The following is an 11,753-nucleotide window of genomic DNA, read 5'->3' as shown; positions in this document are numbered from 1 at the left end:
GTGGTTACTAGAGACGCAGAGAACAGTAACCCGTGCTCACACCGGGGGACTGTTCTCTTTTTTCATGCCAGGGGCCGGTTCCCGACCGGTCCCGGGACGAGGCTGCGGCGACGATGGTCGCACGCAGCGCACCGAAGGCCGAGAGAGGCGATCTATGGACATCCGCGACTTCTCGCTCGCCGCGTTCTCCCTGGCGGGCAAGAACGCCGTGATCACGGGCGGCAACACCGGTCTGGGCCAGGCGTTCACCCTGGCACTGGCCAAGGCGGGCGCCGACGTGTTCGTCCCCAGCGCGCTCGACGACGGCGGAACCACCCGCGAGCTGGTGGAGGCCGAGGGCAGGCGGATGGAGTTCCTGCGCACCGACATCACCGAGGACGGCGCGCCTCGCGAGGTCATCGAGGAGTGCGTGTCGCGGCTCGGTTCCGTCGACGTGCTGATCAACTCCGCCGGGGTCTGCCGGACGGCGCCCGTGGAGGACTTCGGCCGCCGGGACTGGGATCCGATGCTGGAGGTCAACCTCACGGCACCGTTTGAACTGGGCCGAGAGGCGGCGCGGCACATGACCGAGCAGCGCTCCGGCAAGATCATCAACATCGCGTCGCTGTTCTCGTTCCTCGGCGGCCAGTGGTCACCCGCCTACGCCGCGACCAAGCACGGGATCGTCGGCTTCACCAAGGCCTACTGCGACGAGCTCGCCCAGCACAACATCCAGGTCAACGCCATCGCCCCCGGCTACTTCGCCACCGCGATCACCGAGCGGACCCGGTCGGACGAGACCACCAACCAGCGCGTCCTGGACCACATCCCGGCCGGCCGCTGGGGCGAGGTCGCCGACCTCATGGGCGCCACCGTGTTCCTCGCCTCCAGCGCCTCCGACTACGTCAACGGACACGTCCTCGCAGTCGACGGCGGCTACCTCACCCGATGATCGGGAACCGTTTAACGAAACCCCGAGACCAGCAACGATACGGAGAAACCTTGACCACATCAGCAGCTCTCGGCCAGGACGAGATCGTCGCGCGGTTGCGGGAGATCGCGGGCGACGAGCGCGTGGTGACCGACGAGGAGGTCCTGCGCTCCTCCAGCGTGGACCGGTTCAAGAAGTACACCGCGGTGCACGGCATCTTCGACGGACCGCTCCCCCGCGCCGTCGTGCGCGTCGCCGACGCCCGGCAGGCCGCCGCCGTGCTGGCGTTCGCCGACGAGCACCGGATCAACGTGGTGCCGCGCACCGGCCGCACCGGCACCGAGGGCGGGCTGGAGACCAGCGTCGAGGGCACCATCGTGCTCGACGGCTCGGACATGACCGAGATCGTGCGCATCGACGAGGTGAACATGCAGGCCACCGCCCAGTGCGGAGTGCCGCTGCAGGTCCTCGAGGACACCCTCCGCGAGCAGGGGCTGACCACCGGTCACTCGCCGCAGTCCAAGCCGCTGGCGCAGATGGGCGGACTGGTGGCGACCCGCTCGATCGGCCAGTTCTCCACGCTCTACGGCGGCATCGAAGACATGGTGGTCGGCCTGGAGGCGGTGTTCCCCGACGGCAGCATCAGCCGGATCAAGAACGTGCCGCGCCGCGCCGCCGGTCCCGACATCCGGCACGTCGTGATCGGCAACGAGGGCGCGCTGTGCTTCGTCAGCGAGGTCACCGTCAAGGTCTTCAAGCACCGTCCGGCCAACAACCGCTTCCACGGCTACCTGATCGACGACGTCCACACCGGACTCGCGATCCTGCGCGAAGTGATCACCGAGGGATTCCGCCCGTCGGTGGCGCGGGTGTACTCCGAAGAGGATGCCGCGCAGCACTTCTCGCACTTCGCGAACGGCAAGTGCGTGCTGCTGTTCGTGTCCGAGGGGCCTGCTGGCATCGTGGAGGCCACCAGCGCCGAGATCGAGCGAGTGGTCTCCCGGCACCAGCACACCGCGGTCGATCCCCAGCTGATCGAGTCCTGGTTCGACAACCTCAACTGGGGGCCGGACAAGATCGAGGCGGAGCAGCGCGCCATGCTCGCCGAGCAGCGCCTGGGCTACACCACCGAGATCTCGGCGGACTGGTCCTCCGTCGGTGCGATCTACGACGCGGTGATGCACCGGATCCGCACCGAGTACCCGCACGCCGACGACGTGACGATGCTCGGCGGGCACTCCTCGCACAGCTACCAGACCGGCACGAACATGTACTTCGTCTACGACTACCGCATCCGCTGCGAACCCCGCGAGGAGATCGAGAAGTACCACAAGCCGATCAACGCGATCATCGTCGAAGAGGCGCTGCGACACGGCGGTTCGATGGTGCACCACCACGGCATCGGCAAGTACCGCGCGCAGTGGACCGAGCAGGAGCACGGCACCGCCTACCCGATGCTGGTGCGCCTCAAGGAGGCCTTCGACCCGAACGGCATCATGAACCGAGGCACGATCTTCCCGGCGGGGTAGGAGCTGTTGATGAATTACTTTGCGTGGCGGTGCGGGTAGCGGAAACCCCCGAACGGGAAAGCGCAGCGCCTTCGTGGACCCGTGCGCCGCTCCTGATGTCTTCCGCTTACCCCCGGGGTGGACATCGGCGTCGGCGGCGTACTCGCCACGAAGACGCTGGGAGTCCCACACCTGAAACAGCGGCTCCGCCGCATTCCTAAACAGCTTCTAGTCTCGCGCCGGATCCCCTGCGCGCGGCGGTGGCGAGCCCCACCGCCGCGTCGCTCCTGGGCTGGGAGAGGACAGTTGACGAGTTATCTGATCGGCATCGACAACGGGTCGCAGAGCACGAAGGTCACGATCTTCGACGAGCGCGGCACTCCTGTCAGCCGGGGGCGACAAGCCTTGCGCCCCAACGACACCCCGGCGCCGGGCGTCGTCGAGCACCCCGGTGACGACCTGTGGGGTTCGGTGGCGGCGGCGTGCCGCGAGGCGATGGCGGGCTTCGACGGCGACCCGGCCGCGATCGTCGGTGCCGGGCTGTGCACGATCCGGTTCTGCCGCGCGTTGCTGCGCGCCGACGGAACGCTCGCCCAACCGGTGCTGAGCTGGATGGACGAGCGGGTCTCACGGCCCTACGAGCACACCGACGAGGCGGTCGCCCGCGTGACGACCTCGTCGGGCTACATCACCCACCGGTTGACCGGCGAGTTCCGCGACACCGCGGCGAACTACCAGGGGATGTGGCCGATCGACACCGACACCTGGCAGTGGTCGCAGGACCCGCAGGTCATCGAGTCGATGGGCATCGCGCCCGAGAAGCTGTTCGAGCTGGTCATGCCGGGCGAGGTCCTGGGCCGAGTCACGGCGGGCGCCGCCGAGCTCACCGGTCTGCCAGAGGGCCTGCCGGTGGTCGCCACGGCCAACGACAAAGCCGTCGAGGCGCTGGGGTCCGGCCTGCGCGGCCGAGACCGGCTGCTCCTGTCGCTGGGCACCTACATCGCCGGCATGACCACGGGTGAGCGCAACATCCGCGACGGCCGGGAGTTCTGGACGAACTTCGGTTGCGCACCCCACGAGTACCTCTACGAGAGCGGCGGGATCCGGCGCGGGATGTGGACCGTGAGCTGGCTTCGCGACCTGCTCGGCGAGGAGGTCACCGCAGGAGCGCGCCGAGCCGGTGTGACGGCGGAGCAGTACCTCGACGCGGGAGCGGCGCAGGTCCCGGCGGGCTCGGACGGGTTGATGACCGTGCTCGACTGGCTCGCGCCGACGGAGGCACCCCACCGCAAGGGCTCCTTCCTCGGTTTCGACGGCAGGCAAGGTCGTTTTCACCTGCACCGCTCGGTCCTGGAGGGGATCGCGCTGACGATGCGCGATCGGGCGGGAGCGCTCGGCGATGAGCTGGGCACCGGCTTCGAGCGGGTGATCGTCTCCGGTGGTGGCGCCGGCGCGGACGTGATGATGGGCATCATCGCCGACGTCTTCGGCGTCCCGGCCGTGCGGACCGCGGTGACCGACGCCGCCGGGCTGGGCGCGGCGATCTGCGCGGGCGTCGGGCTCGGCCGGTTCGCCGGGACCGACGAGGCGGTGGCCGCGATGGTCTCGGTGGACGAAGAATTCCTGCCGGACGACGCGCGTCACGAGCTCTACGCGCGCCAGCTGGAGGTCCACCGGGACATCACCCGGCACACCGACGAGGTCTTCCGCCGGTCCGCGCGGATCTTCGGCTGAGTCACATCGCCCAGACGTCGCTGTTCGACGAGGCGATGGCCACCGCGCCGGCGCCGAGGGCGGCGACCACGTCGTCCTTGTCGCACACCAGGCCACCGGCGATGATCGGCACGTCGACGTCCTCGCGCAGCCAGGTGATCACCCTCGGCACGCACCCGGGCAGGATCTCCACGTAGTCCGGTTTCGAGATCGCGATCTGCTTGCCGAGGCTGCGGTAGGAGAAGGAGTCGACGAGGAAGAACCGGTGCACGCCCAGAAGCCCGTGCGCCCGAGCGGTTTTGATCAGCGCGGCCTTCGAGCTCAGGATCCCGTCGGCACGCGTCCTCTCCCGCACGAACTCGACGACGACGTCCTTCGCCGCGAAACCCTCGATGAGATCGACGTTGACCAGCACGGTCTTGCCGCCGTCCTTGAGGCGTTCCACCAGCGACGGGACGGTGAGCACCGAGCCGTGCAGCAGGAACACCACGGGGCACTCCGACCGGAGCGCGGCCTCCAGCCCGGCCTCGTCCTTGACGCTGGCGATGACCGGGGCGTCGAGCAGCAGATCCTCCATGATGCCGCCATGCTCTCACACCCCGAACCACGCATGACCTGCGGCGGAGCAGGATCCGGGGTGTCGTGTGGGTGGGTGGGGAAGTTTTCATGAAAACTTCCCCACCCACCCACACGACAATTCCTCAACAGGTCTCAGTCGACGGCCTTCTCCCCCTCGACCTCCTGCGCGTACTTCGCGGTCATCCGGTCGACTGCGGCGAGCTGCTGCTCGGCATGGCCGCTCCGGGTGCCCGCGGCGTGCTGCTTGGCACGCAGGGTGGACTCGTGGTGGGTGATCCCGTGGCCTTGGAAGTGCGGCATCACGTCCTGGGCGATGAGTTCGTAGGAGCGCTTCGTGGCCTCGGGGTTGGCCCACTCGTGGGCCAGCAGGAGCATCGCGCCGAAGCCGCCGGACTGGTCGGCGAGCCGCTGCACCTGCGCCCGCGCGTCCTCCGGGGTGCCGATCGCGCCGATGCCCGCCTCGTTGATGAAGTCGATCATCTCGCGGATGTTCGAGCCGTCCACGGCCATCTGCGGGAACGCGGCCACCTTCTGGAAGTAGGTGAACCACTGCTCGATTCCGTGCTCGACATCCCGGTAGGCCTGCTCCCTGGTCTCGGCCACGTGCATGAGGCCGACGAGGCGCCAACCGGACCGGTCGGGCGCTGGCCGCCCGTGGTGCGCGGCGCGCTCCTCGACCACGCTCCAGTGGTGGGCGAGCGCGTCGAAGCCTTCCTGGGTCAACGTCGCTCCGATGGACAGCAGACCGGTGCCGTGCCGTCCCGCGAGGCGCGGTCCGGTCGGCGAGGCGACGGCGGCGACAGCGACGTCGAAGCAAGGCTCGGTGTAGGGCCGCAGCTGCAGGCGCGCTTCGACGAGCTCGTGCGTCGGCGTCTGCTCGCTGACGGTCTCGCCGGCCAGCAGCCGCATGATGATGTCGAGGTTGGCGTCGAGGAGCTCCCGCGTGTCGGTCGGGTTGAGCCCGATCATGGCCGAGTCCGTGGGCAGCGAACCGGGCCCCGCGCCGAGCATCGAACGACCCCTGGTGAGGTGGTCGAGCATCACCATCCGGTCGGCCACCCACAGCGGGTTGTGATAGCTGATCGAGGTGACCCCGGTGCCGAACTTGATGTTGCGCGTCCGCTCGGCCGCTGCGGCGATGAAGATCTCCGGCGAGGCGATGATCTCGCTACCGGCGGAGTGGTGCTCGCCGATCCACGCCTCGTCGTACCCGAGGTAGTCGAGGTGCTCCATCAGCTTGAGATCGCGCTGCATGGCCAGGGTCGGGTTCTGACCGGCGGGGTGGAAGGGCGCGAGGAAAACGCCGAACCGCAGTCTGCTCATCATCGTCTCCTTCGTCGGCGATCAGCCCGTGCTGCGTAACCCAGGTCACATCATCGGTTGATCGTGCGCAAGCCACCCCACCAGCGCGGCTGGGGACAGGGTTCCGGAACTGGTTCGAGCAGGTAATGTGCCGCGCATGCGTTCATTCGCCGAGGCAACGACCGTGACGGCGCTTCGCGAAGGCGTCTACTCCACCGCCTTGGACGGCGAGTGGTCGATCGGGCCCAACCCGCACGGCGGGTACATGATGGCGCTGCTGACCAAGGCAGCGCTCACCGCGGCCGAGCGCCCGCACCCGCTGGTGGTCAGCGCGCACTTCCTGCGCTCACCCGAGATCGGCGAGGTCGAGCTGCACACCGAGCTGATCAAGCGCGGACGCCTGTTCTCCACCGTCCGCGCCGGCCTCGTGCAGAACGGCAAGACCTGCGTGGCGGCCACCGTCTCCGCAGGCGAGATCACCGATGCCGCGCACGAGTGGGAAGCCGCGCAGCAGCCTCCGATCAAGCCCAGGGAGGAGTGCGGCGGTCACCGGTCGCCCGCGAGCGACAACCTGCTCGGGCGCCTGGACCTCCGGCTCGACCCGCAGTCCACCGCGTTGCTGCGCGGTGAGACCGCCGAGGACACCGAGGTGCGCGGTTGGATGGAGCTCACCGACGGCACCGATTTCGACCCGCTGTCGCTGATCGTCGCCGTCGACATGCTGCCGCCGACGGTGTTCGGCCTCGGCCACTCCGGCTGGTGCCCGACCGTCGAACTGACCTACCAGCTGCGCGCGCTGCCCGCGCCGGGCCCGGTCGCGGGCTACACCCGGTGCGACGCGGTGAGCTCCGACGGCTGGTTCAACGAGGACGCGGACGTCTACGACTCCCGGGGTCGCCTCGTCGCGCAGAGCCGCCAACTAGCCCTGTCGGGCAACGCGCTGAAGGCGCGCTGACCCGATCGCCGCCTTGCCCGGCGGCTCCGCGTGCGCGACAAATGAGCGGGAGCGCCAGCGCACCCGGGTGCGAGGAACAGCTCCGCACCCGGCGCGTGGAGAGGTGATCATGGGCAAGCTCGACGGCAAGGTCGCGTTCATCACCGGTGCGGCCAGGGGCCAGGGCCGGAGTCACGCCGTGCGTCTCGCGTCGGAGGGCGCCGACATCATCGCCGTCGACACCACCGCCGATGTCCGGACCGTCCCCTACCCGCTGGCCACGGCCGAGCAACTCGCCGACACCGCACGACTCGTCGAAGCGACCGGCCGCCGGATCATCGCGCGGGAGGCCGACGTTCGCGACTCCGCAGCTCTCGCGGCAGCGGTCGACGACGGGATCCAGGCCTTTGGACGTCTCGACGTCGTCGTCGCCAACGCCGGAATCTCCAGTCCCGCTCCGACTTTCGAGATGAGCGACGAGACCTGGCAGGACATGATCGACATCAACCTCACGGGCGTGTGGAAGTCGCTCAAGGCCTCGGTGCCGCACGTCGTCGACGGGCAGCGCGGCGGGTCCGTGGTCATCATCAGCTCGCTCGCCGCGATGCACGCCAACGAGAACACCGCGCACTACGCGGCGTCGAAGGCCGGCCTGGTCCAGATGATGAAGGTGATGGCCAAAGAGCTCGCACCGCACGAGATCCGCGTCAACACCGTCCACCCGACGACCGTGGCGACCCCGATGATCCTCAACGACGCGACCTACCGGCTCTTCCGCCCCGACCTGGAGAGCCCGTCCCGCAGCGACTTCGAGGAAGCCGCGCGCACGCTCAACCGGCTGCCCGTCGTGGCGCTGGAACCGGAGGACGTCTCCGACCTCGTGCTGTTCCTGGTGTCCGACGAGGGGCGGTTCATCACCGGAACCACCCAGCTCATCGACGCCGGAGGATCGCTGTGACCGCGCTGCTTTCCCTCGGACCGAAGAGGACGTAAGGTCAGCGGCCGTGAAGTGACGGTCCGGCCCAGCGCGCGCTGATCCCACGACGCCGTTCGAGCTCCTGCTCCGGCGTCCCCGGCGTGCTGCCCACCCGCACCACTCCACACCGAGGGAACACCATGCACGACGAGCAGTTCCTCGCCCACGTCACCGACCGGCTGGCCGCGCTCCCGCGAGTGCGAGCGGTCACGCTCGGCGGCTCGCGGGCCGAAGGCACCCACACTCCCGACAGCGACTGGGATTTCGCCGTCTACTACCGCGGCGACTTCGATCCCACCGACCTCCGCGCAGTCGGATGGGACGGCGAGGTCTCCGAGATCGGCGCCTGGGGCGGCGGCGTCTTCAACGGCGGAGCCTGGCTCACCATCGACGGCCGGCACGTGGACGTCCACTACCGCGACCTCGACGTCGTCGAGCACGAACTGGCCGAGGCTCAGCACGGCAGGTTCCGGTGGGAACCGCTGATGTTCCACCTGGCGGGCATTCCCACCTACCTCGTGGTGGCCGAGCTCGCCGTGAACCGGACGCTGCGCGGCACCCTGCCACGTCCCACCTACCCCGAGGCGCTGCGCGAAGCGGCTCCACCGGTGTGGCGCGGACAGGCGAACCTGATGCTGCACTACGCCCGAGGCGCCCACGCCCCGCGCGGACAACTCACCGAGGTCGCGGGCGCGCTGGCCACGGCCGCCACGCAGTCCGCGCACGCTGTGCTGGCAGCGCGCGGCCAGTGGGTCACCAACGAGAAGCGGTTGCTGCACCGGTCGGGCCTGCGCGCGATCGACGAGATCACCGCAGACCTCACTCCTGTACCGGAGGACCTGGAGCACGCGATCAATCGGGCCGAGCACCTGTTCCGCACCACGACCTGACCCCTGCGAGCCGGGGTGCGTAGGGCGGGCGCGCGAGGAGGGTGGGACCCTCGCAACGGTCCGGAGGAGACCACCACCTGCCCCACGGAGGGTGCCACCGATGTCCACCACCGCGATCGCCGTGTTCACCCGTGACCTCCGCGTCCACGACAACCCGGTGCTCGCTGCAGCGGCCCGCGCCGACCACGTCCTGCCGCTGTTCGTGCACGACGAGGCGGTCAGCGCGGCGGGGTTCGCCGCGGGGCCCCGCCGCCGCTTCCTCGACGACTGCCTCGCGGATCTCGACGCGCGACTGCGCGAACGCGGCGCCGCGCTCGTCCGCAGGGACGGCGACGTGGTCGCCGAAGTGGCCCGCCTCGCGCACGAGGTCGGCGCGACCAACGTCCACATCGCAGCGGACGCCTCCGCTTTCGCCGCGCGTCGCCAGCGGAGGCTCTCCGAAGCGCTGGCCTCGCAGCGGTGCGAGCTCACCGTCCACGAGGCGGTGCACACCGTGCTGCCGGCGGGGGAGGTCACCCCGCAGGGCAAGGACCACTTCGCGGTCTTCACCCCCTACCACCGGCGTTGGGCGAGCACCGCCCGCCGCAGCACCGCGAGCGCTCCGCGCCGCCTGCGACTTCCTCCGCAGGTATCCACACCGGACGCTCCTTCCCCGGCGCGCACCGCAGCACCGATGCCGGGTGGCGAGACCGAAGCCCGGGAGCGGGCGCACCGCTGGCTCGACGAGGACGCCGACCGCTACCACGCCCGGCACGACGACCTCGCCGCCGAACGCGGCACCTCCCGCCTGTCCGCCTACCTGCACTTCGGGTGCCTGTCGGCGCTCGAACTGGCCTCCGAGGCCGGCGCCCGCCACACCGAGGGCGCCGATGCCTTCGTGCGCCAACTGGCCTGGCGGGACTTCCACTTCCAGGTGCTGGCGGCGCGACCCGCCACCGCGCACGCCGACTACCGGCCGCGCGCGGACACCTGGCGGGACGACCCGCACGCGCTCCAGGCGTGGCAGGAGGGCCAGACCGGCATCCCGATCGTCGACGCCGGGATGCGGCAGCTGCTGTCCGAGGGCTGGATGCACAACCGGGCCCGGCTGATCACCGGCAGCTTCCTCGCCAAGACCCTCTACCTGGACTGGCGCGCGGGCGCCGAGCACTTCCAGCGGCACCTGGTCGACGGCGACGTCGCCAACAACCAGATGAACTGGCAGTGGGTGGCCGGAACCGGGACCGACACCCGTCCCAACCGGGTCCTCAACCCGGTGCGGCAGGCCGAGCGCTACGACTCCTCCGGTGACTACGTGCGCCGCTGGGTGCCCGAGCTCGCCGACCTCGACAACCCGCGCGAGCTCCACCAGCCCTGGCGGCTCGGCACCGATGCGCTCGGCAAGCTCGGCTACCCGGCCCCGCTGGTCGACCTCGAAGCAGCGCGCGAGCGGTTCCAGCAGCACCGCGGGACCGGCTCGCAGGGCTGACCGGCAGCACCCCCGGGCGATGTTTCGGCGCTCCGCGACGTGGGTAACAACGAGCGCGACCAGCTTGGGGGAAGGTGGACGTGATGAGGCGGCATCCCCTCGAAGACCTCTACGCAGCGCGAGAAGCGCTCGACCGGGCCGCCAGGAACTGCGCGGACCGGGACCTCGCCTCCCTGGACTGGCCGCCCTACGGCGCGGCCCTGCTCGGCGTTCTGGGGTCACTGCACAGCCTGTCCGGCGAGCTCACCAGCAAGCTGGACCAGGTCGACCGGGTCGAGCTGTACCGGCAGGCGCTGCGCAACCACCCCCAGGAGGCGCTCGACCGGGCCATCAAGGACCTCCAGGGCATGAACGCCGTCCTGGCGTCGGCGATGCGCCATGCCGAGCAGTACTGGGCGGAGACCCAGCACATCCACGAGGACACCGGCTCAGGCACCCGCCGCCGGTGAGCCCGAAGGCTGTTCAGCGCTGAGCGGCGGAGCGGGCTTCTTCGGCTGCTCCGCTGCGGAAGAGGAACCGGGCCTTGCCGATCCAGATCTCGTCGCCCTCGACGAGTTCGACCCGGTCCACCGCGCGCCTGTTGACGAAGGTGCCGTTGAGCGAACCGCCGTCGACGAGGTAGCAGCGGTCGCCGTCGACCTCCAGCTCCGCGTGGTAGCGGGAGACGGTCACGTCCTCGATCACGATGTCGCAGTCGCGGTGGCGCCCGATCACCGTGAGCGGCGCCGAGATCGCCAGCTCCGCACCGGCATCCGGTCCCCGACCGACCACCAGACGCATGGTCTCCGCCGACTCGCGCTGCGCGGGGATCAGCCCCGGCTGAGGTCCAACGACGGGCAGCTCCCGACCCGTCACGTGCAACGTGGGCTCGCCGAGCAGTCCGGCGACTTCTGCGATCTGGCCCATCAGCGTTCTCCTAGCGCGACGTGGTGCGTTGCGTCGGTCTCCGAGCGCTCTCCCCGGGAACCACCACCAGGATGCAGGCGAACCCGGCCTGTCTACCAGGCCTTTCGTCCTCATTTTTTCCTGCGCGCCGCCGCAGGCGGGTCGAGACGGGAGGGCCTATCGGCTCTACCGGAGCCACCGCGCGGTTCGCGATGGTGGCGGGACCAGACCACACGACCGCCGGAGAAGACCATGCTTCGACGACACGAAATCCGCATCCTCGAGGGGATGGAACGGCAACTGCGCAGCGACGACCCTTCGTTCGTCAGCAAGTTGACCACCGAGCGGGCGCGCGACCGGTTCCGCGTGTGGATCACACCGCGCCGATCGCTGGGACTCGCGGTGACGTTCTTGGCCGCGTTGTGCCTCATGCTCGGCGAAGGCGCCGCCTTCTTCACCACCGCGGCCCTGGCGGCGGTGCTGTTCCTGCTCAACGGCTGGTCGGTCAAGACCGAGTAGTCCCGCAACCGCCGGCCGCAACCACGGGCGACCGGAGGTGCGCCTGGTGCGCACGTGGCCGCAGTGGCG

Annotated in this window: 12 protein-coding genes; 9 read left to right on the top strand and 3 right to left on the bottom strand. The window is 69.8% G+C overall.

All coding sequences use genetic code 11. The annotated features are described in order from the left end of the window. Window positions 1–154 precede the first annotated feature (154 nt). The 3 genes from ACYVF3_RS12465 (at window position 155) to ACYVF3_RS12455 (ending at window position 4,152) form a co-directional block, all read left to right on the top strand. The gene (locus ACYVF3_RS12465) at window positions 155–931 is read left to right on the top strand and encodes an SDR family NAD(P)-dependent oxidoreductase (protein WP_461154392.1); all 777 of its coding nucleotides are present in this window, start codon (window positions 155–157) and stop codon (window positions 929–931) included. A gap of 50 nt (window positions 932–981) precedes the next feature. After that, window positions 982–2,439 (top strand): FAD-binding oxidoreductase, encoded by a 1,458-nt coding sequence (locus ACYVF3_RS12460; protein WP_461154391.1) that lies wholly within the window; start codon window positions 982–984, stop codon window positions 2,437–2,439. A 285-nt stretch (window positions 2,440–2,724) separates the two neighbouring features. After that, on the top strand, window positions 2,725–4,152 hold the full coding sequence (locus ACYVF3_RS12455; protein WP_461154390.1) for an FGGY-family carbohydrate kinase: 1,428 nt from the start codon (window positions 2,725–2,727) through the stop codon (window positions 4,150–4,152). Between the two features lies 1 nt (window position 4,153). On the opposite strand, the gene ACYVF3_RS12450 is transcribed toward ACYVF3_RS12455, so the two are convergent. Both ACYVF3_RS12450 and ACYVF3_RS12445 read right to left on the bottom strand, forming a co-directional pair. Continuing rightward, complete coding sequence (locus ACYVF3_RS12450) at window positions 4,154–4,708, bottom strand: glycerol-3-phosphate responsive antiterminator (RefSeq protein WP_461154389.1); 555 nt, start codon at window positions 4,706–4,708, stop codon at window positions 4,154–4,156. Between the two features lie 134 nt (window positions 4,709–4,842). Then, window positions 4,843–6,033 carry an LLM class flavin-dependent oxidoreductase gene (locus ACYVF3_RS12445; protein WP_461154388.1) on the bottom strand — a complete coding sequence of 397 codons (1,191 nt, stop codon included), beginning with the start codon at window positions 6,031–6,033 and terminating at the stop codon, window positions 4,843–4,845. 136 nt (window positions 6,034–6,169) lie between these two features. On the opposite strand from ACYVF3_RS12445, the gene ACYVF3_RS12440 reads away from it, so the two are divergent. From ACYVF3_RS12440 to ACYVF3_RS12420, 5 genes are all read left to right on the top strand, one after another. Then, window positions 6,170–6,967, top strand: a complete 798-nt coding sequence (locus ACYVF3_RS12440; protein ID WP_461154387.1) for a thioesterase family protein — start codon at window positions 6,170–6,172, stop codon at window positions 6,965–6,967. 109 nt (window positions 6,968–7,076) lie between these two features. Further along, entirely contained in the window at window positions 7,077–7,904 is an 828-nt protein-coding gene (locus ACYVF3_RS12435) for a mycofactocin-coupled SDR family oxidoreductase (protein WP_461154386.1), read from the top strand. A 158-nt stretch (window positions 7,905–8,062) separates the two neighbouring features. Continuing rightward, window positions 8,063–8,812 (top strand): nucleotidyltransferase domain-containing protein, encoded by a 750-nt coding sequence (locus tag ACYVF3_RS12430; RefSeq protein WP_461154385.1) that lies wholly within the window; start codon window positions 8,063–8,065, stop codon window positions 8,810–8,812. A 100-nt stretch (window positions 8,813–8,912) separates the two neighbouring features. Continuing rightward, a complete protein-coding gene (locus ACYVF3_RS12425; RefSeq protein WP_461154384.1) occupies window positions 8,913–10,280 on the top strand; it encodes a cryptochrome/photolyase family protein in 1,368 nt (455 codons plus the stop codon). A gap of 83 nt (window positions 10,281–10,363) precedes the next feature. Beyond that, window positions 10,364–10,729 carry a hypothetical protein gene (locus ACYVF3_RS12420; RefSeq protein WP_461154383.1) on the top strand — a complete coding sequence of 122 codons (366 nt, stop codon included), beginning with the start codon at window positions 10,364–10,366 and terminating at the stop codon, window positions 10,727–10,729. Window positions 10,730–10,742: 13 nt separating this feature from the next. Here the strand turns inward: ACYVF3_RS12420 and ACYVF3_RS12415 are convergent, their stop codons facing one another. Next, a complete protein-coding gene (locus ACYVF3_RS12415; RefSeq protein WP_461154382.1) occupies window positions 10,743–11,186 on the bottom strand; it encodes an FHA domain-containing protein in 444 nt (147 codons plus the stop codon). Between the two features lie 231 nt (window positions 11,187–11,417). On the opposite strand from ACYVF3_RS12415, the gene ACYVF3_RS12410 reads away from it, so the two are divergent. After that, window positions 11,418–11,684, top strand: coding sequence for a DUF3040 domain-containing protein (locus ACYVF3_RS12410; RefSeq protein ID WP_461154381.1), 267 nt, complete (start codon window positions 11,418–11,420; stop codon window positions 11,682–11,684). Window positions 11,685–11,753 lie beyond the last annotated feature (69 nt).

The sequence above is a fragment of the Saccharopolyspora tripterygii genome, assembly GCF_054778355.1.
Note: the sequence above shows the minus strand (reverse complement) of the source record. Positions and strands in the feature narration are given on the sequence as shown.

Excerpts from the sequence above, each read along its gene's own strand:
- ACYVF3_RS12465 (WP_461154392.1), top strand. The coding sequence starts at position 155 with ATGGACATCCGCGACTTCTCGCTCGCCGCGTTCTCCCTGGCGGGCAAG.
- ACYVF3_RS12450 (WP_461154389.1), bottom strand. The coding sequence starts at position 4,708 with ATGGAGGATCTGCTGCTCGACGCCCCGGTCATCGCCAGCGTCAAGGAC.
- ACYVF3_RS12445 (WP_461154388.1), bottom strand. The coding sequence starts at position 6,033 with ATGAGCAGACTGCGGTTCGGCGTTTTCCTCGCGCCCTTCCACCCCGCC.
- ACYVF3_RS12440 (WP_461154387.1), top strand. The coding sequence starts at position 6,170 with ATGCGTTCATTCGCCGAGGCAACGACCGTGACGGCGCTTCGCGAAGGC.
- ACYVF3_RS12435 (WP_461154386.1), top strand. The coding sequence starts at position 7,077 with ATGGGCAAGCTCGACGGCAAGGTCGCGTTCATCACCGGTGCGGCCAGG.
- ACYVF3_RS12430 (WP_461154385.1), top strand. The coding sequence starts at position 8,063 with ATGCACGACGAGCAGTTCCTCGCCCACGTCACCGACCGGCTGGCCGCG.
- ACYVF3_RS12425 (WP_461154384.1), top strand. The coding sequence starts at position 8,913 with ATGTCCACCACCGCGATCGCCGTGTTCACCCGTGACCTCCGCGTCCAC.
- ACYVF3_RS12420 (WP_461154383.1), top strand. The coding sequence starts at position 10,364 with ATGAGGCGGCATCCCCTCGAAGACCTCTACGCAGCGCGAGAAGCGCTC.
- ACYVF3_RS12415 (WP_461154382.1), bottom strand. The coding sequence starts at position 11,186 with ATGGGCCAGATCGCAGAAGTCGCCGGACTGCTCGGCGAGCCCACGTTG.
- ACYVF3_RS12410 (WP_461154381.1), top strand. The coding sequence starts at position 11,418 with ATGCTTCGACGACACGAAATCCGCATCCTCGAGGGGATGGAACGGCAA.